Consider the following 25,459-nt stretch of genomic DNA (forward strand, 5'->3'; position numbering starts at 1 on the left):
GGGCGTGATGCGGTACGCGCGCTCGACGCTGCCGGCGTAGTTGCCCTTGCCGGTCACGGTCACGGTCACAGTACCCGCATCGGTCGTGTTCCCGGAGTAGGTCAGCTCGTAGTCGACGCCTTCGGCCAGCACCTTTTCGCCGTCCTTCACGACCGGCTTCTGCTGCTGGCTTTCACCGTTGTAGGTAACGTCGGGCAGGCTGCCGACGGTCATCTGGGCGATGCCCTTCGGCGTGACGGTCAGCGTGCCGCCGTTCTGCGCAGCGATATAGTAACTGCCTTCCTTAGCGGTATCCCACGTGATGCCCGACACCGTGTTGGCGGAAGAGCCGACCTCGGTCTGGGAACCCTGGGTTTGAGCGGTAGCGTTCTCGCCGCCAACGAGGCCCTCGATCGTCGCGCCCGCAGTCAGGGCTTCGCCGTCATAAACCTTGGAAGCGCTGCCGGCATTCACGGTCAGCGGAGCCTTCGTGATCTCGTACGCCTTCACGCACGTGCCCATGTAGCTGCCCATACCGGCGATCGTCACGTTGACGACCTTCACGTTCACGAAGTCGTCGGTATCGTAGGTCACCGTGTAATCGCTGCCCTCGACGAGCTTGTTGCCGTCCTTGTCGGTAACCTCGGGAGCCCACTTGTGCTCCGCACCGTCGTAGACATGGTCGCTCGGCTCGTCGATCGCGACGCCCTTATAGGAATCCGGGTTCTGCGGATCGGGTGCGATGGACTGAGCCGTCACCGTAAGGGTGCCGACGTGCTCGCCGATGATGTTGTAGTTGTTCTCCGCACCGGGCTTGAGCTGGTAGGAGATCGCGTTCTCGGAGGAGCCGACCCCGGTCTGCGAGCCCTTTGCGTGGACCTGGCCGTCACCGGCAAGGTCGGTCCAGATGAAGCCCGTGTCAGGACGGTTCGGGCCCATGTCGACCCAGTCCTTCGCAAGGGGCGCACCGTCATAGACCTTGGAAGCGCTGGCGGACGTCAACTCGACGTCGCGCTTCTGGATGGTAAGCGTCTGCTCTGCATACTTATAGCCGCTGTAGTTCGCAGCGGAAGCGCGAACCTCGACGGTCAAGGTGCCGGCGTTGATCGCCGTAATCGCGGAAGCGTTGCTGCGCCACTCGGTATCGGCGCTGCCCTTGACGCGATACTCAAGGTTCACGTCGGTTCCCGCGACGGAAGCCGAAGCCGTTGCGGCGCCCGCCTCATGCGAGGATGCATCATATATATAGGTAGCATTGTTCGGCGTGATGGTGATGCCATCTTCGGCCGCAAGCGCCGTGATGCTCAGCTTGCCCTCGTCCTTGGAGATGGCGTAGTTGTTCGCGTTGAAGCCAGCGTTCGTATCATATGCGATCGAGTTGGCGACCTCTCCCTGGGCAACGGTGGTCACGGAACCCGTAGCGCGAACGTTGGAAACCTCGCCCATCACAAAGCCGGTGTCTCCCTGCTGCTGCCAGCCGGAAACCTCGGGCTTAACAAGCGCGGTACCGTCGTAGGGCTTAGAGCCGCCCTCGGATTTCAGCTCAACGGGGCGCTTGGTGATCTGGTACGTGCGCTTGACCTCGCCGGAATAGTTGTTGATGCCTTTGATGGTTACCGTGATCTCGCCAGTGACGTTGGTGCGATCGGCGGTGCTGTATTCGACGGTGTAGTCCTTGCCGGGCTCAAGCTTGCGCTCCCCATCCTTGACCACGGGCGTCCACGTCTGATCCTGGCCGTTGTAGACGACAACCGCAGGCGAATCGACGGACATCGTGTTCTTCGGGTTCTCGGGATCGGGAATGATGGACTTCGGCGTGATGGTCAGCGTGCCGTCCGTTACAGCGAACGTGACCTTCGAGAAGTTTTTGCTGGTGTTGGCGAACTGCTCGGAAGCAAGGTTCATCTTGTAGGTGCCGACATCCGTGCCCTTGGCAACGGCCGTTCCGCTGAAGGCGAAGTCGCCTTCCCCGTACAACTTGCTGGAAGCCTCGACGAAGTCATAACCTTCAACGGACTGCTCCAAGCCGTTGTACTCGACGCTCTTGTTATGGCCGGCGATGGTCGCAACCACCTCGGAGTCGCTCGCGGTCACCACGAGCTTACCGAGTTCAGTCTTCACCCAGTAGTCGTTGGCGTTCGTGCCCTCGTTGAAGGTGTAGTCGAAGGTGTTGTCGCTTTCGCCGGCATCGGTCTGGGAACCGGTGACCTTGATGGTCACGCCCTCGCCGTCGATGAAGCCGGTCCCCTCGCCCTTCGTTTCAACCGTCACGGTATCGTTGGTAAGCGGTTCACCATCATATTTCTTGTTATCGCCCTTAGAAGTCAACGTGACCGGGCGGCTGGTAATGGCGACCCATTCCCCGTTTTCCGCGTACTGATCAGCAGCGTAGTTGGGACTCGTCACGCGCAGCATCACCAGCTGAGCGCCGAAATGGGTCAGCGTGATACTCGACGGGTCGTCCGTCCACTGCTCGCCATCGGTGCTGTACTCCACCTTGAGCGCATTGCCGAACTTGTCGGTGGCTTTTGCGACATATGCGGAAAGCGGCGTGCCGTCGTAGACCTTCTGCACATCGTGCACATCCCAGACGACCTTGTCAGCATCGAGATCGCCGCCCGTAATCTCAAGCGAGCCATCGACGACCACAAACTCCACGTTGGTGAAGTTGCCGCTAGTATTGGAGAACTGCCCGGAAGCCAGGTTCATGTTATAGGTGCCGGCATTCGTGCCCTTGGCGACGGCCTCGCCCTGGAACTTAACGTTTGCTTCGCGGTAGCGACCATCACTCGTAGCAAAGGAGTACCCTGTCACACTCTGCTCGGAGCCGCTGTACGGCAACGTGGCGCTGTTGCCCGTGATGGTGACGGTGACCTTGTCAGCAACCGGCGTCACTTCAAGGGTGCCTTCTTCCTTAGTAATAGTGTAGTTGTCGAAGTTGGTGTTCGAGTTGCGCCCGTACGTGAACGAGTTCGCCACCTTGCCAGCATCGGTAATGGCGCCCGTCACGTTATAGACAGCGCCCTCGCCCGCAACAAAGCCGTCGCCGCCGACGGTGACGCCATCATTGGTCAGCGCCTCGCCGTTGTACACCCGGCTTTCGCTTGCCGAGGTCAGCGTGACGGAGCGTTTCGCGATTTCCAGCTTGCCCGGAACCAGCGTTACAGCGAACTGGCTGGACACATCGTTGCCGTTAGCATCCTTCACCACCGGCGTGCCGCTGATGGTGTTCGCATATTCGCCGGCGTTAACGGCCTTCGGGTCGGAGGTATTCAGGCCCTCGACCGTGTACTTCTGGCCGTCCACCGTGAACTCGGACGTTTTCAATCCCGTCGCCGCGTGCTCAACGCCGTCGTACGTGTTGCCGGTGGAGGAGTTCGCCTCGACCGTGACCTGATACTGCGCCTGGCGATTGGTCACCGTCAGCTGACCGGGGATCACGCTGATATCGTAGTTGCCTTCCTTGGTGTTCTCATTCAGCGTGTAGCTGAACGCGTTGGGGCTGCCGCCCACCAGCGTCTGAGAACCAGTGAAGGTGTAAGCGGCGCCTTCACCCTCGGCCCAGCCGGACTCCACCGCAAGCGGGGTCTGCTCCTCGCCACCCTTTTTATTGGTCAGAGCCGTGCCGTCGTATTCCTTCTCAAGATTGGCGGACTGAAGCGTCACCTTCGCCTTGGAGATAGCAACGGAACCGTTCGTGATATCGAAGCGGACGTTGGGGAAGTTGACCGCATCGGCATTCGTGAACTTGCCCTGCAGGTCCATGACAGACGCGCCGGCATCGGTGCGCGACACGCTGTTCTCGCCGGAGAAAGCGACCTTTGCACTGGTGTACAGCGCGTTAGAGGACGCAAAGCTATAACCGGTAGCCGTCAAAGGCTTCCCGTTGTAAGCGCCTTCGGCATGGTTGCCCGCGATGGTCACCACAACCTCATCGGACACCGGGTTCACCTTCAGAACGCCCTCGACTTTGGTGATGTCGTAGTTACGGTAGGCGCCCTCGGCGTCTTTCGCCAGCTCCTCGCCCGCGGCGTTCACCAGCTTGTACGTGAACGCATTTGCACTGCTGCCGGCATTGGTCTGAGAACCCGTGACGTCTGCGACAAACTTGTCCCCGGTAGCCAGGCTGCCACTCGTGATGCTGACGGTGCGATCCTCAAGTGGGTTGCCATCATAGGTTTTCTCAGCCGGCGTAGCGGAAGTCAGCGTCACGGCGCGCTTCGTGATGGTGAGCGAGCCATCGACGATCTGGAACTTCACGTTGGTGAAGTTGGCGCTGTTGTTCTTGAAGTCCTCGGGCTTGAGGTTCATCTCATACGTGCCGGCATCGGTGCCCTTGGCAACCTGATCGTCAGCGGAGCCAACGAACTCGATATCCGTGGCGGCGTAGTTGCTGTTCGAGATACTGCGAAGCTCATAGCCCTCGACGGACTGCTCGGAACCGTTGTATTCCTTTGTATCGGACTTCTCGGCGATGGTGACAACCACCTCGTCGGTGTTGGGCGTCACCTCAAGCTTGCCGGGCTTATACGTGATGTTGTAGTTGGATGCCTTGGCGTCGTCCTTGAGCACGACGCTGTCCTGCACCACGTTGCTGTCGGTTTCACCGACGTTGGTGATGGAGCCGTCGACCCTGGCGGACGCGATGCCGTCATCGCCCACGAAGCCATCGGCCGTGAACTCGCGCTCCGCCTCAGCAGCGGTCAGAGCGGACCCGTTGTAAGCCCTGGTCTTAGAGCCGGCAGTCACGGTTACCTCAGCAGGCTTGATGGTCAGCGTGCCCGGAGCGACGCCGATGGAGAACTCCTCCGTCACGTCGTTGCCGTTCGGGTCGGTCACCTTATAGCCGTCCTCGCCGCTGGTAACGATATTGTCATAGGTGCCAGCATCCGTGCCCGAAACGCTTGCATTGTAGTTGGAAACAGTGTACTCAACGCCATCGAAGGTCCACTTATCCTGCTCCACGCCGGACACCGTGTGCTCTTTGCCGTCATAGATCGGGGCGGTATCGCTCTTGCCCGTCAGCGTGATGGCATACTTCTTGTCGTCCGAACGATGCTTCACCGTCAGCGTTCCCGGCTTCACGGTAACGCTGTAGTTATCCCCGTTCGTCCCCGTTTGAAACTTCCAGCTGTTGTCCTTAATGGTGCTGGCGGAGGTGCCGCACTGGGTCTGCGAGCCCTCCACGGTAACATTGGAGATGCCCTGGCCGTCAACAAAGCCGTCAGTGGTGAACTTCGGGTCAGCCTGATCGGCGGTCAGCGCACTGCCGTCGTATTCCTTTTCCGCGGACCCGGCCGTAATCGTCACCGAACGCTTGTCGATAGTGAGCTTGCCGTCCTCAGTCGTAATCTTGAACTGATCAGTCACGTCGTTGCCATGGGGGTCGGTAACGACGACGTCGGAAACTTTGTTCTCATATGTACCGGCGTCCACCTTGTTCTCGGCACCGGACGTCTTAGCCCGGATAGAGAACTGAACGCCTTCTTTATTAGTATAAGAGGTCGTCTCCAAGCCGGTTGCGCTATGAGGCTGCCCATCATAGACGGACGTGCCGCTTGCACCCTTGACGGTGACCTCGTACTTCTTGTTGTCGGCACGCTTGTTCACGTACAGTTTTCCGTACTCGTACGTAATCTCGTAGTTGTCGAAATTGGTGCCGGAACGAGGCTCGCACTCGAACTTGTTGTCATAGCAGCCGGGGGCGATGTTGTTCTCATCGAACCATTTGACGTTCTTGTTGTTCACGCCCTCGCCCTCGACGAAGCCATCGCCCTCGAAGGTCTTCTGGGTGGTGGTGTCCTTATCGTTGTCGTAAACGTCTTTCGTCCCGTCGACGCGAATGTTGGCTTGACGCTGGAGCGTGCTGCCATCGTAATTCTTATGGCCGTCCTCGGACCACAGGGTCACCTTTCGCTTGGTGATCTCAAGCGAACCGTCGACGATCTCGAACTTCACCTTGGCGTAGTTGCCGTCAGCGGAAACGAAGCTAGCGGCAGTAAGCCCCATATAGTAGGTGCCGGCATCCTTGCCCTTGGCCTCAGCCGTTGCGCCCTCCGCAAGGGTGACCTTCGACTGATCGAAGCCGTCGGGCGCCTCGGTCACATCCCAACCGGAGACAGTCTGCTGCTTGCCGTTGTATTTCTCGGTACCTGTCTTGCCCGCGATCTTCACGACGACCTCGTCGGCAACGGGGCTGATGTGCAGGTTGCCGGGCATCGTCCGGGTCACGACATAGTTATTATCGGAGCTGACCTTGCCGATGGTGCCATTCGCGAACGTATACGGGTAATCCCCGGCGTTCGTGCCCTTGCCGCCCTCGAGCGTCACGCCGTCGAAGCTGGTGCTCACGCCCTCGGGAAGGTTCGTCGTGTAGCCATCGACGCTCTGCTCGGAGCCGTTATAGGTTTTGGAATCGGAATTCGCCGTCAGCGAAACATTCTGGCGGTAGTAGAACTTCACCACGTTCTTGGACTCGTCGGCGCCGAGCTTGAGGTCCTGGACGTTATCGTTGACCGGCGTGTAACCGGCAATCGCCTTGGGCTCAAGCCCGGTAACCTGGTCGCCCACATGGCCCGAACGCTTCTCGCTTGAAAGCGGTTTGTCCGAACCCGTCCAGTAGTACTCGACGCTATAGTCCGCCGGATTTGCGGTGTAGTAGAAGTCGATGGAGGAGTCGGTGCCCACCACGCCGGATTTCGTCTCGTCGGAAACAGGCTTATAGCCCTCAATGGAAATGGGGCTCTGCACAACCGTCTGACCCTTCATGTAACCGGAAAGGGTCTTGGACGGCGCAACCTGAGTTGTGGTCCCCTTAAGATAGTAGTTGACCTGGATGGACTGATCGCAAGCCACATACTTGCCGTAGTAGTTTACGTTCTCGCTCGTGCGCATGGGGAACGACACCGCCTGCGTGCAAGCCTGATCGGAGTACCATCCCATGAACTTATATTTCACACCGTTGACGGTCTTCTCATCAGCGGGGGTTTTGGAGGGGGCGGTAACCTGCGCAATACCCTTTTCCAGCCTGTACGTGGCAGCATCGTACTGAGCGAAGCCGGACGCATCGGCATCCTGCAGATAGAACACCGCGTTAATCGCCTTGCTGCACTTCACCACCACCTTGCAATCCAGGTGGTATCCACAACCGACATTCGTATTGTTCGAGATCTTGTACGGATAGAGCGCGATCTCCTCCACGTCATCTTCCGTGATCTGAGTGCCCTGCTCCTTGGAGAGCGTGTTCTTCCATGCCCGGAAAACGGCGTTCCAATACTGGCTATATGCGCCGTTCCTATCGAGCACCCAGCTTGAACCCGTGCTTCCATCAGGCCATTGCGTCACGCGATTCGCCACGTTGTCGTAACTGTTCTTGCCGCCCGGAAGGTTCAAACCGTCAAGATTGATCTTGACCCCTAAGGCATGATTTCCGCCGGAGGGAAACCAGGAGGCAGTGCCGTTGCTGTCCGGGTTGGCGGTAGGGCTATTCTGAAAGAACAGATAGCAACTCGTCGGTGAGACCCCCGATGTCTTCACCGTCACCTCGTGGGTGGCGGTGAGCACCTTACCCTCCGCGGTGACCGTGGTGGCCGTGATGGTGACCTTGCCCGGCTTGACGCCGACCACCTTGCCGGAAGCGTCGATGGTGGCGACCGAGGGGTCGCTCGAGGTCCACGTGACGTCCGTATCGGAGTCCGTGGTCAACGTGATGTTCTTGAACTGCTCGACCGTGTCAGCCCCGGAAATGGACAGCGACGTCGCTGCCGGCTTCTTCATCACATGGATGGTGAAGGTTTCGGTATGCCAGCCCGGGGAATAGAACCCGCGCACCACTGTCGCGTCGCCAACTTTAAGGCCCTTTACGTTGCCGGACCCGGACAGCTCGACGTTCTCGGAACCGCTGGATACCTTCCAGCGCTCTCCCCACCACGCGTTTTCGTCGCCTTCAAGGTCAACGCTCTCGCCAACGTAGATCCACTTCTCAAAGTCCGTGTTGTCGGGCTTCTTGGTGGGAATGGCGATTTCGATTTGACCCATACCCTCGAAGTCGTAAATCCATCCGTTATCCGGCTTGACGACTACCGTATAGGTGCCGAGCTTAGAGAACTCGTTCGTATCATGCCGATACTGGCTGGCGTTTTCGATCCTCTGGCCATCACGGTAGTACTCGAGCGGAAGGAAGGCGCCGTCTGGCGCATCGGAGATGCTGAAGACCCTCCCCGTCTCGTTGTCTTTGATCTGCGGAATCCAGAAATGATCCTGGCCCTCCGCAACCGGCTCCGGCTGCACGACGGTGAACGAGCGTTTCTTGACGGTCACGTCGAAGGTCATGCTGTTAGCAACCCCAGTGTGCCACTGATCGGATTGATCGGTGTATTCCATACAAATAGTCGCCGTTTTCTTAGATCCGACGAACGCCCAGTTATCAGTAGCTTTTAGGGTCAGGGTCTTCTTGTCGGCCGAAACATTCCATTCGGAGAAAAGACCCTGCTCAGGGCTAAACCAATTTTGGGGAGTCATATCCCCGTTATAGGTGAGCGTGATGGTGTTGCCCTGCGCGACGGAGGTGGGGCCGGAGATGGCTCCTGAGCCGGAGACGGAAGCCTGCGTCTTCTCGGTAGCATCATCCTCGATGGAGACGGCGGCGTTATCCTTGCCGGAATCGCTGGAAACAGCCTCAGTCTCAAGCGTCACGGTCGCGCCGGCGGCTACGTCGGCGGCGAAAACGGTATAAACGCCCTGTTCATCGGGGGAGATAGGGTTCTCCTTGCCGGAAACCTTGAGCACCGCCTTCGTGAGGCTATAGCCGTTATCGGGGGACACCGTGAACTTGAAGTCGTCATTCACGGGCACGGTGACCTTATGCGCAGGCGCGGAGACGACCTGGTTCATATACGTGATGGAGGCGTTGCCCAGCACCAGCTCGACGTCGGCCGTGTCGGCATCCTCCTTCGCGCTCTCGTCCTGCTGCGTCCCAGCGGGCTGCGCGGGCTCGGAAGCGCTTGGGGCGGCCTGCTGCTGCGACGTCGTGGACGCAGGCTGCTCGCTTGCCGCAGGCGCTGCAGAGCTCGCCGCGGACGCCGCGGAGCTTGCCGCCGCATCAGCGGCCTTGTCGGCCGCGCTCGTGGCCGCAGCGGACGAGGTGCCTTCCACCTGCACCGCCGCATCGTCTGCCGCGGCGCCATCGCCGGCGTACACTTGCGACGGCGAAACCGCCGGCCAGCCGAATCCCATCAAGACGACGGACAGTGCCACGGACAGCGCCTTGTGACCCAGCGAGTACCGCTGCGTCATGCTCTCCACCGTCAGCTGGTTGCTCTTTGCCTTCATATCGTTCACCTCATCAAGCGTCTCCGTCGGAAACGTTCACAGCCGAAATACCGTTTCAACCCGCTTCACCACCGCGCGTGACCATTCGAAGCGCGCGGTCGGCCTAGTGCAGGCTATTGTGGGCAATTATATAACGATTCCCCCTATTCTGTACCTCCCCTGCCACTAATTTTCAGCATTCAAATCAAATAAATTCATATACAGAATCCCAGTTCAATATGCGATTCTACCCATTTCTTCGATTCGCCCGTAACAAACAACGCCCCTTTTGTATGTCCACAGAACTGTCACCCCTCCGATAGAAGGGTTTTCCGGGCTTTCCCGACAACGTGACGAACGATGAAGAGAACGAACGATCTCGTGTCAAAACCGTTTAACTGCGCAGGCCGAAATCCCACCCTCCACGCGTATAATCGACGCATTATGGAATCATCCGCACTGACAAGGCGCACCTCCCCGCTCATCGCCGCCATCGCGGCGACGGCCTTCTGCGCCCTGCTGTGGCTTACCGCATGCAGCGGATCCGGAGGCGCGGGAGGCGCCGGCAAGGACCAGGCCACCGGCGCCGCGTTCTCCCCTGCCGCCACGGTGGAGGAAACGCAGTTCGACGCGAGCGCCGCCACAGGCGCCAACGACGCGCTCATCGATGCGTCCCACGCGCAAGACGGCTACGTCAGCGTGAGCGCCGTTTCGAACGCGCGTATAAAAGCCCAGGTCATCAGCGGTCAAGCAAGCTCCAGTTTCGATATGCCCCAAAACGGCACGCCCATCGCGTGCCCGCTGGCGCTCGGCGACGGCCCATACACGGTACGCATCATGCGCAACACGTCGGGCAACAACTACGTGGAGCTGTGCAGCGTCGACATCGACGTCGCGCTGACCTCGGAGTTCGCCCCGTTCCTGCACCCGAACGTCTACTGCAGCTACACCGCCTCCAGCAGCTGCGTGGCCAAGGCCCGCGAACTGGTCGAAGGCTGCGAGAACCAGGGGGAGGCCCTACGCGCGATCTGCACCTACATCGTCGACAACGTCGCCTACGACGACGACAAGGCCGCAAAGCTCAAGGATTCCACCGGATACATCCCCGACCCGGACGAGACGCTGCAGTCGGGCAAAGGCGTCTGCTTCGACTACGCAAGCCTAGGCGCCGCCATGCTGCGAAGCCAGGGGATTCCCGCGAAGATCGTCACCGGCACCGTCTCGCCGCAGGGCATCTACCACGCCTGGATCATGGTGAATATCGATGGCACTTGGCAGAGCGCCCGCTTCAGCGTCTCCCCAAACACCTGGTCGCGCATCGACCTGACCTTCGCGGCAACGGGAGGCGGGGCGAACGTCGGGGACGGGGAAAGCTACACCGACCGCTATGCGTACTAGCAGCGCGGGCGAAAGCGCTCGCTACCGAAACCCCTTCGCCCGGCACATAGTGGCCCCGGGGTATCAACTTCTTCTCAAAAATAGGCGAAAACGCACGTCATCGCCTACTATATGTGAGACAATAACGAACGTTTAAACCGATAACCCAGGAGGTACCGATGACAGGAAAGCTTCTGGAGAGCGGCGCCATCAGCGCGTTCTGCAGCAGCGTGGCGACCATGCTGGCTGCCGGCGTCCAAACGGACGAAGCCACCCACATGCTTGCGGAGAACCGCGAGCAATCCGAATTCAAGCGCGTATGCGACGCGGTCTACTCCAAAGTCGCCGAAGGCTCCAACCTCGCCGACGCCATGGAGGCTACCGGCGCCTTCCCCGCCTACGCAACGGAAACCGTGCGCGTCGGCGAGGCATCGGGCCGCACCGAGCGCGTGCTGCGCAGCCTCGGGCGCTACTACGATAGCGAAGGCCGCGCGTTCGCCAAGCTGCGCAACTCGGTCGGCTATCCGGCGGCGCTGCTGTGCATCATGAGCGTCATCCTAGTGTTCACCGTGGCGATCATCCTCCCCATCTTCTCCAGCGCCTATGAGAACCTGTCCGGATCCATGACCTCGGGGTCCTTCAACACCGTGGGCGTGTCCATCGCCATCGGCTGGATAGCCCTGGCCATCGTGCTGGTCGCCACCGTAGCCGCCCTATACGTGGCCATCTGCGCGCGCAACGAAAGCGGGCGCAACCGCGTGACCAAGATGCTCGAACGCTACCCGGGCACCCGCCGGGCCATGTACCAGCTGGCGCTCTCCCGCTTCGTCAGCGCGCTTTCGTCCCTGGTGGCATCGGGCGTGCAGGAGGAAGAGGCCATGCGCAAGGCCATGGCGACCATCGACCACGCCAAGCTGCAAGCCGAGCTGCAGGCAGCCTACGATTCCATGATCGACCTTGAGAACCCGCGCAGCCTCGCCCAGGCCATCGTCGAGCACGAAATCGTCGAGCCCGTATACGGCCGCATGCTGCTCATGGGCACGCACGCAGGCTCCGTCGACGAGGTGCTCGGCCATCTTGCGCAGGTGTTCTTCGACGACGCCAACATGCAGATCGACGCCGCGGTCGACCGGGTCGAACCCACGCTGGCAGCCTTCCTGACCATCGCCGTCGGCGCAACCCTTATCGCCGTCATGCTGCCGCTCATTGGCATCATGGGCTCGATCGCATAGCAAAATCGCAGGTAACAGCCATGTTCCACGAACTCACTGACAATGATATCAAACGGCGGCGCAAGCGCATCGTCGTCACCGCATGCCTGGTGGCGGCGCTCGCCCTCGCCACCTTCGCCGTATACAGCGTCGTGCAGGAGAACGCCAAGACGCAAGGCGCCGCGGCGCTGCGCGACTCCATCCTGGCCTCGGCCAAGCAGTGCTGCGCCATCGAAGGCAGCTACCCGAGCTCGCTCGAGCACCTCGAGGAAAGCTACGGGCTGACCATCAACCATGATGACTACGTGATCACCTACGAGTGCTTCGCCGACAACATCATGCCCAGCGTGGTGGTGACGCCCCGATGAACCCGCAGGCGAACGAAACCCACAAGCAGCGCATCCACGCCATCGCTTCCGTGACGCAAGGTGCGCCGTCCAACGAAAAAGGCGCCGGCGCAAGGCGCGCCTTCCCCACGCTGCTGCTAGCGGCGTTCTTCGCGGCGCTGCTCATGGCGCTCATCTCGGGCGTGACCGTGTACAAGGCCGTTTCCGCAGACCAACAGGCCAGCAGCGCACAGCGCAAAGGAGCGGGGCTTATCTGCAATGTCGTGCGCGCCAACGATTCCAAGGGCGCCATCGCCCAAGGCCAGGGACCGGAGGGCAAGTCTCTCGTGGTGGTGGAACCGCTGGATTCCGGTACCTACGAAACGCGCTTCTACCTGTACGAGGGCAAGGTGGTGCAGGAATACAGCCTGGCAGGCAGCGGGTACACGCCCGAGAAGGCCACCGAGGTGACGGCTTCCGACACCTTCGATTTCTCGTACTCAGACGGCCTTCTGGCCGTGACCACCGATCAGGGAACCGCCGAGGTGGCCCTTCGCTACATGCAGGGAGGTGCCTAGGATGACGAAGAACGAGCAGATCGAAGACGCCTCGAGAACCAAGGTGAATACGGCGTTCCTCATCGAGGCGCTGGTGCTTATGGCAGTGCTGATCGCGTCCATGGCCGTGTTCACGCAGCTGTTCACGCACTCGGCGGTTGCGGCGCATCAGGCCGAAGAGCTGACAAGGGCCACGCTGCTGGCCCAAAACGCCGCCGAGGAGTTCTCGTCCGACCCCGCAGCCGTCGCCGCCGGCAAGACGGTCGGCCAGGGCGTCGCCGCCGGGGACGCATCCGCCGTCGACGGTTCCGACGGCCTGACGGTCAGCTGCGACGTCGACTCCGACGCGCAGGGCCGGGGCACGCTGTACACGGCGCACATCACCGTGAGCGACGATTCCGGCGAAGTGTACGCGCTCGACGCGTCGCGATACGAAAGCGGGGTGAGATAGCATGGCAAGGCGAACCGGGGAAGGGGTGCGCATCGGCCCCATCACACTGCTGACGCTGGTGTCCGTGCTGCTGCTGGCGGTGCTGGCCATGCTGTGCATCACCACCACGCACGCAACCGAGGCCATGGCGCAGCGGCAGGCCGACGCGCTGTCGCAAACCTACGAGTTGGATGCCTTCGGCCAAGCGCTGCTCGCCCAGATCGACGATCAGATCGCCGAAAGCGGCTCGCCCGCAGCGGCAGCCGCGCTGGTCCAGCACCGCTCCGACAAGCTGCTGGAAAACGCCGCCGAGGCAAGCAGCGCCCGCGACCTGCGGTCCTTCATCGACGTAGCGGGCACGCAGGTCACGTTCACGGTCATCGCGCAGGACGGCAAGGAGCTTGTCGCCACGGCGACCATCGCCGCGAACGGCTGCACCGTGGACGCCTGGAAGATGACTACCGCGCAAGAGCTTCCTGAGAAAGCTCTTCTTTCCACTAACTAATGACGAGAAGCAATAGCATAGGAGGATCGCCATGCAACTGAAAAGCCTACTCGAGAAGATGATAGAGGTGCACGCTTCGGACGTGTTCATCATCGCCGGCCTGCCTCTGGCGTACCAGGCAAGCGGATCGCATGTGCGCACGGACACGCCCCCGCTCACCCCTGCCGACACGCAGGAGTACATCACGACGGTCTACGAGCTGGCAGGGCGAGACCTGAGCCTGTTCGCCGACAGCGTCAACCACGACGACGACTTCAGCTTCGCCGTCCCGGGCATCGGCCGTTTCCGCGCCAACATCTTCCGCCAGCGCGGCTCCTATGGCGCCGTCATCCGCGTCATCCCCTTCGGGCTGCCCGATCCCGACGAGATGAACATCCCCGAGCCCGTCATGCGCTTGGCCGACCTGAACAGGGGCCTGGTGCTGGTGACGGGCCCCACCGGCTGCGGCAAGTCCACCACGCTGGCATGCATGCTCGACCGCATGAACCACAAGCGCACGGGTCATATCCTGACCATGGAGGACCCCATCGAGTTCGTGCATAAGCACGGCTCCTGCATCATCACGCAGCGCGAAATCCCCACCGACATCGCCAACTACTCCGAGGCGCTGCGCTCGGCCATGCGCGAAAGCCCCGACGTCATCCTGCTCGGCGAGATGCGCGACGCCGAGACCATCGGCACCGCCATCAACGCCGCCGAGATGACGCAGCTGGTGCTCTCCACGCTGCACACCACCAGCGCCGCCGACACCATCGAGCGCATGATCGACGCCTTCCCCGCCAGCCAGCAGCGCCAGATCCGCACCCAGCTGTCGCTCGTGCTGCAGGCCACGGTCAGCCAGATGCTCATCCCCGCACTCGACGGCACCACCATCCCCGTGTTCGAGGTCATGCACATGAACACCGCCATCCGCAACCTCATCCGCGAAGAGAAGACCTACCAGATCGACTCCGTGATCGCCTCCAACGGCGCCGCCGGCATGCAGACCATGGACCAGGCGCTGTTCAACGCCGTGCGCGAGGGCAAGGTGGCGAAGGACGTCGCGCTGCAGTACTCGCACCATCAGGAAGCCCTCCTGCGCCGTTTCCAGGCCGAAGGCTTGTAAGGCCAGGCAAGTGCCTGTAAGGGGACCAGCAAACCGCATATAAGACCGCAAACGCCCTCCTGCAACTGCAGGAGGGCGTTTTTGTTGCATTCCGACGATCGAATGGAAACGACGGGGCCCGGCCGGGGAACCTAAGTAGACGGTTCGAACTCCCCGACGCGAGCGTTCTCGCCGGTCGTAGCGCGATACGCCAGGCGAAAGCCGCGGCGGCTGCGCCCGGGACGATCTTCGCCGCGGTCGCGCCTAACACCGCAGCTGCGCATATCGAGGCTGCGACAGCCGCCGCGACTTCCCCACAAGACGCGAAAAGGGCCCGCCGAAGCGGGCCCTTTTGCTGCAAGGTTTATGAACCTGTTGCTTACATCATGCCGCCCATACCGGCTGCACCTGCGGCAGCAGCAGCGGCCGCCGGATCGGGATCCTTCGGGATCTCGTTGATGGTGCACTCGGTGATGAGGATCAGGGCAGCCACGGAAGCAGCGGACTGCAGAGCCGTGCGGGTGACCTTGACGGGGTCGTTGACGCCCATCTCGATCATCTTGCCGGTGGTGCCGTCGGCGAAGTTCACGCCCTCGCCCTTCTCCATGTGGCGGACCTTGTCGACCATGACGGAGCCCTCGAAGCCAGCGTTCTGAGCGATGGCGCGCATGGGGGCCTCCATGGCCTTGCGGATGATCTCCACGCCGACCTTCTCGTCAGCGTCGGTGATCTCGAGCGTGTCCAGAGCCGGGATGGCGTTGATCAGAGCCACACCGCCGCCTGCGACGATGCCCTCCTCGACAGCAGCGCGGGTAGCCTGCAGGGCGTCCTCGATGCGGGACTTCTTCTCCTTGAGCTCGGCCTCGGTGGCAGCACCCACCTTCAGCACGGCCACGCCGCCGGACAGCTTGGCCAGGCGCTCCTGGAGCTTGTCGCGATCGAAGTCGGAGTCGACGCGCTCCAGCTCCTTCTTGATGTGGGTGATGCGGTCCTGGATGGCGGCCTTGTCGCCGGCGCCGTCCACGATCAGGGCACGGTCCTTGGTGACCTTGACGGTCTTAGCGGTGCCGAGCATCTCGATCTTGGCATCGGCCAGGGTCATGCCGAAGTCCTTGTCGATGACCTGCGCACCGGTGACGGCGGCGATGTCCTCGAGGATGCGCTTGCGGCGGTCGCCGAAGCCCGGGGCCTTGATGGCCACGGCGGTGAAGGTGCCGCGCAGCTTGTTCAGCAGGATGGTGGCCAGAGCCTCGCCCTCGACGTCCTCGGCGACGATGAACAGCGGACGGCCGGTCTTCATGATCTGCTCCAGCAGCGGGACCATGTCCTGGATGTTGGAGATCTTCTGATCGGTCAGCAGGATGTAGGGGTCGGAGAGGTTGGCTTCCATCTTCTCCATGTCGGTGGCCATGTAGGGGCTGATGTAGCCGCGCTCGTACTGCATGCCCTCGACGATGTCCATGTCCAGGCCGAAGGTCTGGGAATCCTCGACGGAGATGGCGCCGTCCTTGCCCACGGCGTCCATGGCCTCGGCGATCTTGGCGCCGATCACGGCGTCGCCGGCGGAGATGGTGCCGACGTTGGTGATCTGCTCGGTGGTGGAAACCGGGGTGGCGTCGGCCTTGATGGCCTCGACCACGGCGTCGGTCGCCTTCTGGATGCCGCGGCGGATGCCCAGGGCGTCGGCGCCGGCGGTGACGTTGCGCAGGCCCTCGGAGACGATCACGTCGGCCAGCAGCGTGGCGGTGGTGGTACCGTCGCCGGCGACGTCGTTGGTCTTAACAGCGGCCTCGCGGATGAGCTGGGCTCCCATGTTCTCGACCGGATCCTCCAGCTCGACTTCCTTGGCGACGGTGACGCCGTCGTTGGTGATCAGCGGAGCGCCGAAGGACTTCTCAAGGGCGACGTAACGGCCCTTGGGGCCGAGCGTGACCTTGACGGCGTTTGCCAGCTTGTTGACGCCTGCGGCCAGAGCGCTGCGGGCATCAGCCTCGAATTTGATATCCTTAGCCATTCTAAAGCTTCCTTTCGAATGCGGCCTGCGCGCGGTTCCAAGATACCGGGCGCAGGCCCATGTTTACTGACGAGGTGAAACGATCGGAACTTATTCGAAGACGCCGTACAGATCGTCGGCACGGAGGATGAGCAGGTCCTCGCCGTCGACCTTGATCTCCTGGCCGCCGAACTTGCCGTAGACGACCTTGTCGCCGACCTTCACGGGAACGGGAACCAGGTTGCCGTCCTTATCGGGCTTGCCAGCGCCGACTGCCAGAACGACGCCGCTCTGAGGCTTTTCCTTGGCCTCGGATGCGATGAACAGACCGGAAGCCGTGGTCTCCTCAGCTTCGTCAGCCTTCACGATAACGCGGTCGCCCAGGGGTTTAAGATTCATAACGCTGCCTTCCTTTCGCATCGATTACGCGAGATTGGTTTCGCATACCCGTTATTTAACCACTCTGTGTTTCTGAGTGCTAGCACTCTTTGGTAACGAGTGCTAAACACATTGCCTACTATAGCAGCCGACCGTCCGATTGCAAGTGGATTACGGTGATTTATGGCACGCTCCGAAAAGTTCTTGCGCAAGCGCATAAGACAGAAGGAGCGCCGGCAGCCGATAGCCGCCGACGCTCCCCCTTTTCGCCAGCTTTCACATCACGCCGGGCTTCACCAACCCGCTCTCGTAGGCGCGCACCACCAGCTGCGCGCGGTCGTGCGCATCGAGCTTGGCCATGATGCGCGCGAGGTGCGTCTTGACCGTTGCGGGGCTGATGAACAGGCGCTCGCCGATCTGGTCGTTGTTAAGGCCGCGCGCGACCAGCGTGAGGATCTCGCGCTCGCGATCGGTGAGCTGGTCGATGCCGCGTGCCGCGGCGCCCGCGGGCACGCCCGGGCGCGCCGCCACGAACGTCTCGATGAGCCGGCGCGTGATGGACGGCTCGATGAGCGCCTCGCCCGCCGCCACCACGCGCACCGCCGATGCGATCTCGTCGGGCTCGGCGTCTTTGAGGAGGAAGCCGCCGGCGCCCGCCGACAGCGCGTCGTACACGTATTCGTCCAGGTCGAACGTGGTGAGGATGAGCACCTGCACGTCCTGGAGGGCGGCGTTGGAGCGGATGGCGCGCGTGGCATCGATGCCGTTGACGCGCGGCATGCGGATGTCCATGAGCACCACGTCGGGGCGCAGGCGCTCGGCAAGCTGCACCGCCTGATCGCCGTCGCGCGCCTCGCCCACCACCTCGATGCCGTCGTAGGACGACAAGATCATGCGGAAGCCGCTGCGCACCAGGTCCTGATCGTCGGCCACTAGCACGCGCACGGGACGCTTCGCACCCGCCGCCTGCAAAAGGGTGCTCGCTATACTGGCGGGATTGGCCGCCTGCGGGGAGGTGCCGGACTCACTGGCCGGGGTTGCCGGGTTGGCCGGGCCTGCCGAGTTTGCCGGGGTTGCCAGGTTGGCCGCCTGCGAGGATGCGTTTGCCGCGCCTTCGCCGTCGAGCGTCTGTTCCATTCGCTATGCCTCCGTTCCGCGAAGCGGGATGCTCGCGCGCACGCAAAACCCGCCGTTTTCGCCATCGCCTGCCGAGAACGACCCGCCGAGCACGTGGATGCGCTCGGCCATGCCCGCCACGCCGTGGCCCGCGCCATCGGCCGCCCGCGGCAGCTGGGGGGCGGCCATATCTGCCGGCTGCGCCGCCGCGCCGCAGCCGGCGCCGTCGTCGATCACGGACAGCGTGGCCGCGCCGTCCTCCACCGCGAACCGCAGCGACACGCGCTGCGCCCGCGCATGCCGAACCGCGTTCGTGCACGCCTCGCGCGCCACGGTGAACAGCGCCATGTCGACGTGCGCGGGCACGCGGGCTCGATCATACGCCGCCATATCGAGCGTCACGTCCAGGCCGGCGCCGCGCAGATACGACTCCAGCTCGTCCACCTGGTTCGTTCCCGCGGCGGGCATGGTCTCGGCCGCGTCGTCGCCGTGGCGCAGCACGCCGATCATAGAGCGGATGTCGTCGAGCGCGGCCTTCGCCGTGGCGCGCGCCGTGGACACCGCCTCCTTCGCCATCTGGGGATCGCGCTCCACCAGCCGCTCGGCCGCGGCAAGCTGGATGCTCACCGCCGAGAGCGAGTGCGCCGTGATGTCGTGCACCTCGCGGGCGATGCGCACGCGCTCCTCCTCCACGCGGCGGGCGGCCTCCTCCTCGCGCGTGCGCTCGGCCTCGGCCGCGCGCTGCTCCACCGCGCGCACGTACGCGACATGCGTGCGGTAGGCGTAACCGGCAAGCACCGCCGCCACCATGAGCGCGATATTCTGGAAGCGCGTGAAGAACACCATGCTGGCCGCCTGCATGGGCGCGCCGGCGAACAGCAGCGACAGCACCGCCGCCGCGCCGCACGCGACGCCGGGCACGGTGCCGCATTCCGCCGCCACGGTATAGAGCGCCACCAGCGGCCCGACCACCGTCATGGAGAAGCCCGAGAACCTGACTTGCAGGCCCAGGAAGATGACCAGGCACGCGGCGAACACGGGCAGCGGGAAGCGGCGGCGCAGCACGAGCGGCACCACCGTCATGCCCAGGCCCACGAACACCTGCAGGTCGGGCACCACGTTGACCACGCCGAGATATTGGCGAAGCGCCAGGTCGGGAATGATGATCGACGACGCCGTGAGCATAAGCTGCAGGCAGCCCACGGCGAACGCCGCCAGCGCCACCGCGGCGTCGACCAGCCAGTCGCGCGCCGTCATGTCGCGATATGTCATAAGAAGGTTATCCATGCCGTCCATGGTATCCCGAGCACGCCAAGCGCGCCATACGCCGCCCGAGGTAATCGCGCGGATGCGGACGATAGGGCTATGCCGCTCCCAGATCCTCGGTCACGGCCTTGCCGGTGAGCACGCCGAAGGCCCCGTTGGTGGTCAGGCTCTCGCCGCCGCCCTGCGCGGCGGCCCCGCAGCAGTACACGCCCGCGATGGCCTTGCCGTTGGCGTCGAGCAGGCGCCCGCCGCCGTCCACCACCGCGCCGCCGCGCGTGCGGAAGCGCACGGGGAACTGCTTGAGCGCGTAATACGGCGGCTTCAGGTTCTCCAGGAACTGCTTGCGGCCGAAATCCGAGTCCTTGCCGGCCTCGACCATGCTGGAAAAGCGGTCGACGGTCTTGCCCAGCACGTCCTCGGACACGCCCATGCCTAACGCCAGCTGCTCCACCGTGTCGCATGGTCCGACCAGGCGCGATGCGTGCTTCGCCGTCACCTGCGCCGCGCTGCGGGCCTGCCCGCTCTCCGAGATGCCGCTGTCGAAGATGGTCCAGAAATAGCCGCGCTCCTGGATGAAGCATGCGGCGCACAGGTCGCGCATGTAGTCCTCGTTGGCGAAGCGGTTGCCCTGCGCATCCACCACGAGCGTGGGCGCGAACATGCCCCATGCAGCCGCCTGCGGAAGGTCGCTGATCACCGACGGGGTCACGCTCATGTCGCTGAGCTGCGCGCCGAGCGCCTGGCACAGCTTATGACCCTCCCCCATGGACGCGGCGGTGTAGCAGCCGATGCGCTCCCACGCCGACAGGTACTGGCGCACGAGCGACTGGTTGCTGGCGAACCCGCCCGTTGCCACCACCACGGCGCGCGCATGCACGTCGACCACGCCGGACTGGTCCTTCTTGCTGGTGGAGAAGCGCACGCCGCACACCTTGCCCGCCTCGTCCAGAATGAACCCGGTGGCGCAATAGCCGGTGGAGAACTGCACGCCCTTCGCCGCCAGCTTGTCGCGCAGCGGCATCATGATGCTCTCCGTGTCGCCGATGCCGTTTTTCGGGAGCACGCGGCGGCGGTTCGCCTCGTTGGCGGAATAGCTGGCGGGGTCGGCGAACTGCGCGCCGTACGAGCTTTTCATGCGGTCGACCCACTCGGGCGCCGCGTAGAACAGGCGCTTCGCGAATTCAAGATCGGTCACGCCGGCGCTCTTCAGGGCCTCCTTGCGCTCGGGCCACACGTCATCGCAGGTCTCGGTGATACCCGCATCCTTCTGCAGCTGGCTGCCGCACACCTCCATGATGGCGTTGGACTCGTAGCTTTCGCCGCCCAGAACATCGAGCTTCTCGGCCACCATGACCGACAGCCCCGCCTCGGAGGGGTCCATGGCCGCCGAAAGGCCCGCCATGCCGCTGCCCAGGATGAGCACGTCAACCGATGTGGAGAACGACACCTGGGGCTGGCCGAGCACGCCGGCGCCCTCGGCAGAGGGCGCCGCGGCGGAGCTGCACGATGACAGCAGGGGCACGGCAGCGAAGGCGGCGGAGGCGCCGACCAGCTTGAAGAAATCGCGGCGTTTCATGTAGGGCATGCTCTTTCACTAGATGGCGAAGGGACGGCGCCCGCCGCCGTGCAACCGGCTTTGGGCACCGTCCCCCATTTCGATATCGCAGCCATGGTAACGCACGCGCCCCGCGCGCAGCCGGCCGTTCGGCGCGCGTCACATCTTCTCGATATGCGGGGCGCCGCGGGCGCTTCCCTATTCGTAGAACTTCACAGTGGGATACGGCGGCTCGAGGGCGCGCTTGAAGGCCTGCGAGCGCACCTTCGCCAGCACGCGCTCGACGTCGGCGCGGTTGAACCCGGCCTCCACCAGGCCGTTCTCGCTGACGCCGTGCTCGAAATGCGCGATGAGCATGCGGTCGAGCGTGGGGTAGTCGATGCCCATGGACTTCTCGTCCTCCTGGCCGGGCGCCAGCTCGGCGCTGGGCGGCTTGACCAGCACGTGCTCGGGGATTGGGAGCACCTGGCCGTCGCGCTCGGCGCGCTCGTTGCGCCAGCGCGCGATGGCGTACACGTCGGTCTTGTACAGGCCGCCGATGGGAGCGAACGCGCCGGCCGTGTCGCCGTAGAGCGTGGAGTAGCCCATCATGGACTCGCTGCGGTTGCCCGTATTCACGAGCATCCAGCCGTTGGCGTTGGAGAGCGCCATGAGCACCACGGTGCGGCAGCGCGCCTGCGTGTTCTCCGACGCCGTACCCGAAAGCTTGCCGCAGCCCGAACGGCGCAGCACCGCCTCGAACGCCTCGAACGGCTCGCAGATGGACACGACGTGCGTCTCGATGCCCAGGTTGTCCGCCAGCTCGCGGGCATCGTCCAGGGAATGCTCCGTGGAATAGGGGCCGGGAAGCATGACGCCGTGCACGTGATCGGAGCCGAACACGTCGGCGCACAAGACGGCGATGACGCTTGAATCGATGCCGCCGGAAAGCCCCACCACCATATCGGTGAAGCCGGCGCCCTCCGCATAGGCGCGCAGCGCGTCGGCGCACGCCTCGTACATATCATTCGCTCGCATACAGCTGTCCTTTCAGCACAAGCGGGATTCCTTCGGATACGAGTATGCCCAAGCAGTGTTTCAAGGTGATTGCCAGCACGCAACAGCTTGGCAACCGGTCGAATCGCACGACCAGTGAACCAGGGACGGCGGGCGGGCGGCGTAAAGCTTGCCCTTGCCGCCGTCCGCGTACGCCAGCGCTCAATCTTGTCACCCCTCCTGTTAAAGCGGGATGGCATTGGGAGCCCCCGAAACGCAAGCAGGCGGCACGCCCTGGGACATGCCGCCTGCTTGGATGGGATATATTCGCCGTGCTATTGGATGGCGCGAATCTGCTCTGCCAGCCAGGTTGCCCATTCCTCGACGCCCTCGCCCTTGGTCGCGGCGATGGGGAAGATGGGGGCCTGCGGGTTGAGCTGGCGCACGCTGGCGTCGAACGCCTCGCGATCGAAGTTGAACACGGGCATGGTGTCCACCTTGTTCAGGATGACCACCTTCGCCGCCTGGAATACGCCGGGATACTTGAGCGGCTTGTCGTCGCCCTCGGGCACGGACAAGATCATGACCTTGGCGTTCTCGCCCAGGTCGAAGTCGGTCGGGCACACCAGGTTGCCCACGTTCTCCACGATGATCAGGTCCAGGCGCTCCAGGTCGAGCACGTCGATGGCGCGGCTGATCATGTTGGACTCCAGGTGGCACGCACCACCCGTGTTGATCTGCACGGCCGCAATGCCCTGCGCCTTGATCTTCTCGGCGTCCACGTTGCTGGCGATGTCGCCCTCGATGACGGCGATGTTGAACTCGTCGCGAAGCGCCTCGATGGTGGCAAGGATGGTGGACGTCTTGCCCGAGCCGGGGCTGGCAAGCAGGTCGAGCACGAACACGTGGCTGTCGGCGAAGCGCTTGCGCAGCTGCGCCGCCAGCTGGTCGTTCTTGTCAAGGATGGGTTGCTTCATATCGATTTGCATGCTGAATCCTCCTATTGATCAAGCAGCGGTTTCAGTTATGAACCGGATTGGAAAGGCGCGGCGAATGCACGTTGCCTTCCGGCTGCGCCCTATGAGGAAGCGCCTCCCCCGCGCACGGCCGCGGCTTAGCCGGCACAGCGACGCGCTGACGCTCGTTAGTCGTCGGGCAGGTCGACCTCGATGGAATCGATCTGCAGTTCACGACCGGCTAAAAGCTTCGTGTTATAGCCGCCGCACTCGGGGCACACCATATGGAAACGGTCGTGCTCGTACTCGGCGCCGCAGTCCAAGCAAAGGCTTCGGGGCGTCACCATGTTGATTTCAAGCTCCGCGCCTTCGCTCATGGTGCCCTCCGTGAGCACCTCGAACGCGAAGCGCAGCGAGTCCTCGATGGCCTCGGTCATCTCGCCGATGGACAACGTGACCTTGAGCACCTTCGTGGCGCCCGCCTGCACGGCGGACTTCTCCACCGCCTCCATGACGCCGGTCATGATACCTAGCTCGTGCATGCAGCTCCTTCGATCCGCGAAACCGTGCGGCGCCCGTGCCGCACGCCATTGGTACGAACCCCATACTATCCCAAGAAGGCCCGCATGCAGCGGGCCTTCAGGTTAACCATATATGTTTGCCGGCTAAACTACTTGCGCTTCACGGCTTTGAGCTTCTTGGTCTTGGGAGCGACCGCCTGGGCAGCGCCCTCCTCCTTCGCGATCTCCTGGTTCTGCCTCTTGATACGGCCGGCAAGCACGATGCGGGCCAGCAGCAGCGATACCTCGTACAGCACGATCAGCGCGGCGAACATGAGCGCCATGGTGACCGGGGAGGCGTCGGGCGTGACGATGGCGCAGAACACCAGCAGACCGACGTAGATGCCGCGCCAGCTATCGCGCAGCTTCTTATACGGCACCACGTTGAACACCACCAGGTAGAAAATGACCAGCGGCAGCTCGAAGGCGACGCCGAAGCCCAGCTCGAACTTGATGATGATGTCCACGTAGCTGGCCATGCGCGGCGTGACGGTGCCCAGGCCCATGGCCTGGTCGGTGAGCCACTGGAACGCCGGGTTCAGGATGATGCAGTAGCAGAAGACGGTGCCGACGATGAACAGCGCCACGGCCGCGGCGAACGTGGGGATGAACCACTTGCGCTCGTTGGGCTTGAGCGCCGGCAGGAAGAACGCCAGCAGCTGCCACAGGATAACCGGCGAGCAGGCCACGATGGCCGCCCAAATGGAGATCTTGAAACGGGTGGAGAACGCCTCGAACGGGTCGATGGCCATGAACGACGGCAGGCCGTCGGGGCCCTTCGGCAGGTACTCGGCGATGGGGATCATCAGGAACTGGCCCATGGTGGGCGTGGCGAAGTAGAACACGCACACGCCAACGAGCAGGCACACCACGATGCGCACCAAGCGCATGCGCAGCTCGCCCAGATGATCGAATAGGGGCATTCGCGCCGGTCCGATAGGCATCGGTTACTCCCCCTTCGTTTCGGTGGCGGAAGACTGGGCAGCGGGCGCTGCCGGTGCGGCGGGCGCCGCGGGAGCCGCTTGCGCGGCGGTTTCAGGAGCTGCGGCCTCGGCCGACTTGGCGTCGGCAGCGGCCAGCGCGGCCTGCTTGGCGGCCTCGGCCCTTTCGGCTTCGGCGGCCTGCTTGGCGGCGCGCTCACGATCGTAGCGGGCCTTGCGCTCGCTGAAGCTTTCCTGCTGCCCCGCCGGGCGCGGCTTGGGCGCCGAGGTGGAGGAGCTATGCGAGGACACGGCCTTGCTTGCGCTGCTCACGGCCTTGCTGGCGCCGTTGGCAGCCTTCTTGCCTGCGTCGGCCGCCTTTTCCATAACATCGAGCGGGTTCTTGAACGGTTCATCGGAATCGGGGTCGTACACCTCGTTCTTGATAACCTTGTTCATCTCCTCCTGCGCATTGCGGAACTTGCCGATGGCCTTGCCAAGCGTTTTCGCCATTGCGGGCAGCTTGTCAGGGCCGAACAGCAGGAAACCGAACAGCAGAATGAGAAATAGCTCAAATCCACCGATACCAAACAAAGCATTCCCCTTTGCGTGCGTTCCCTTTACTCTTTTCGCGCTTGCGCGCAACAGCCATTCATGGTAACACAAACGCCCCAGCCCCCTTCGCGTGCACTTCCTTTACAGAAAAGTTCTGCTAGGGAAGCAGCATTCGGGGACCGGGGCGTTATCAGTTGCCAAGGGTTGCTACAAGGACAGCACGGAAAGCGCGATGGTGGGGATGCCAAGTGCCAGCACCAGGATGACGCACACCACCACGGTGAAAATCTTCTTGGTGCGGGCCGCCGCCTCGCGGCGCGCCTTCTCGCGCGCCTCGCGCTCCTGCGCCGCCTTGATGCGTTCGGCCTTCTGCTTGGCCGTGAGCTTCTGATTCGTTCCCATGGCGC

The 25,459-nt window shown here is 63.0% G+C and carries 19 protein-coding genes; 7 read left to right on the forward strand and 12 right to left on the reverse strand.

The features are described from left to right. Positions 1-9,309 (reverse strand): Ig-like domain-containing protein (locus tag DW178_RS08940; RefSeq protein ID WP_147363853.1); only part of this gene is annotated, 9,309 nt, incomplete at its 3' end. A gap of 423 nt (positions 9,310-9,732) precedes the next feature. Here DW178_RS08940 and DW178_RS08945 point away from each other — a divergent pair. The 7 genes from DW178_RS08945 (at position 9,733) to DW178_RS08975 (ending at position 14,799) form a co-directional block, all read left to right on the forward strand. Beyond that, complete coding sequence (locus tag DW178_RS08945; protein ID WP_158574149.1) at positions 9,733-10,686, forward strand: transglutaminase-like domain-containing protein; 954 nt, start codon at positions 9,733-9,735, stop codon at positions 10,684-10,686. A gap of 158 nt (positions 10,687-10,844) precedes the next feature. After that, entirely contained in the window at positions 10,845-11,897 is a 1,053-nt protein-coding gene (locus DW178_RS08950; RefSeq protein ID WP_118350698.1) for a type II secretion system F family protein, read from the forward strand. Positions 11,898-11,917: 20 nt separating this feature from the next. After that, positions 11,918-12,244 carry a hypothetical protein gene (locus tag DW178_RS08955; RefSeq protein ID WP_118350700.1) on the forward strand — a complete coding sequence of 109 codons (327 nt, stop codon included), beginning with the start codon at positions 11,918-11,920 and terminating at the stop codon, positions 12,242-12,244. Next, the gene (locus tag DW178_RS08960) at positions 12,241-12,780 is read left to right on the forward strand and encodes a DUF4860 domain-containing protein (RefSeq protein WP_118350703.1); all 540 of its coding nucleotides are present in this window, start codon (positions 12,241-12,243) and stop codon (positions 12,778-12,780) included. Before DW178_RS08955 ends, DW178_RS08960 begins: the two co-directional genes overlap by 4 nt. Before the next feature lies 1 nt (position 12,781). Further along, positions 12,782-13,210 carry a PQQ-binding-like beta-propeller repeat protein gene (locus DW178_RS08965; RefSeq protein WP_118350705.1) on the forward strand — a complete coding sequence of 143 codons (429 nt, stop codon included), beginning with the start codon at positions 12,782-12,784 and terminating at the stop codon, positions 13,208-13,210. 1 nt (position 13,211) lies between these two features. Further along, on the forward strand, positions 13,212-13,694 hold the full coding sequence (locus DW178_RS08970; RefSeq protein WP_118350708.1) for a hypothetical protein: 483 nt from the start codon (positions 13,212-13,214) through the stop codon (positions 13,692-13,694). A gap of 31 nt (positions 13,695-13,725) precedes the next feature. After that, positions 13,726-14,799, forward strand: a complete 1,074-nt coding sequence (locus DW178_RS08975; protein WP_118350711.1) for a type IV pilus twitching motility protein PilT — start codon at positions 13,726-13,728, stop codon at positions 14,797-14,799. Positions 14,800-15,157: 358 nt separating this feature from the next. On the opposite strand, the gene groL is transcribed toward DW178_RS08975, so the two are convergent. From groL to DW178_RS09030, 11 genes are all read right to left on the reverse strand, one after another. Further along, on the reverse strand, positions 15,158-16,792 hold the full coding sequence (groL, locus tag DW178_RS08980; protein ID WP_118350714.1) for a chaperonin GroEL: 1,635 nt from the start codon (positions 16,790-16,792) through the stop codon (positions 15,158-15,160). Positions 16,793-16,882: 90 nt separating this feature from the next. Then, entirely contained in the window at positions 16,883-17,170 is a 288-nt protein-coding gene (locus tag DW178_RS08985) for a co-chaperone GroES (protein ID WP_042432634.1), read from the reverse strand. Positions 17,171-17,425: 255 nt separating this feature from the next. Further along, positions 17,426-18,286 carry a response regulator gene (locus tag DW178_RS08990; RefSeq protein ID WP_199669281.1) on the reverse strand — a complete coding sequence of 287 codons (861 nt, stop codon included), beginning with the start codon at positions 18,284-18,286 and terminating at the stop codon, positions 17,426-17,428. 3 nt (positions 18,287-18,289) lie between these two features. Further along, a complete protein-coding gene (locus DW178_RS08995; protein ID WP_118350767.1) occupies positions 18,290-19,552 on the reverse strand; it encodes a sensor histidine kinase in 1,263 nt (420 codons plus the stop codon). A gap of 76 nt (positions 19,553-19,628) precedes the next feature. Then, complete coding sequence (locus DW178_RS09000) at positions 19,629-21,107, reverse strand: FAD-dependent oxidoreductase (protein ID WP_118350717.1); 1,479 nt, start codon at positions 21,105-21,107, stop codon at positions 19,629-19,631. A 177-nt stretch (positions 21,108-21,284) separates the two neighbouring features. Continuing rightward, on the reverse strand, positions 21,285-22,103 hold the full coding sequence (nadE, locus tag DW178_RS09005) for an NAD(+) synthase (protein ID WP_118350720.1): 819 nt from the start codon (positions 22,101-22,103) through the stop codon (positions 21,285-21,287). 293 nt (positions 22,104-22,396) lie between these two features. After that, a complete protein-coding gene (gene hypB, locus DW178_RS09010) occupies positions 22,397-23,050 on the reverse strand; it encodes a hydrogenase nickel incorporation protein HypB (RefSeq protein WP_118350722.1) in 654 nt (217 codons plus the stop codon). Positions 23,051-23,205: 155 nt separating this feature from the next. Then, positions 23,206-23,559 carry a hydrogenase maturation nickel metallochaperone HypA gene (gene hypA / locus DW178_RS09015; RefSeq protein ID WP_118350724.1) on the reverse strand — a complete coding sequence of 118 codons (354 nt, stop codon included), beginning with the start codon at positions 23,557-23,559 and terminating at the stop codon, positions 23,206-23,208. Between the two features lie 128 nt (positions 23,560-23,687). Beyond that, positions 23,688-24,521, reverse strand: a complete 834-nt coding sequence (gene tatC / locus DW178_RS09020; RefSeq protein WP_118350727.1) for a twin-arginine translocase subunit TatC — start codon at positions 24,519-24,521, stop codon at positions 23,688-23,690. Positions 24,522-24,524: 3 nt separating this feature from the next. Continuing rightward, the gene (locus DW178_RS09025) at positions 24,525-25,091 is read right to left on the reverse strand and encodes a Sec-independent protein translocase subunit TatA/TatB (protein WP_118350730.1); all 567 of its coding nucleotides are present in this window, start codon (positions 25,089-25,091) and stop codon (positions 24,525-24,527) included. Positions 25,092-25,259: 168 nt separating this feature from the next. Further along, on the reverse strand, positions 25,260-25,454 hold the full coding sequence (locus tag DW178_RS09030; RefSeq protein WP_118350733.1) for a CASC3 protein CASC3: 195 nt from the start codon (positions 25,452-25,454) through the stop codon (positions 25,260-25,262). Positions 25,455-25,459: the final 5 nt, after the last annotated feature.

This window comes from Eggerthella sp. AM16-19 (assembly GCF_003474385.1).
In the GTDB taxonomy this organism is placed as follows: Bacteria; Actinomycetota; Coriobacteriia; order Coriobacteriales; family Eggerthellaceae; genus Senegalimassilia.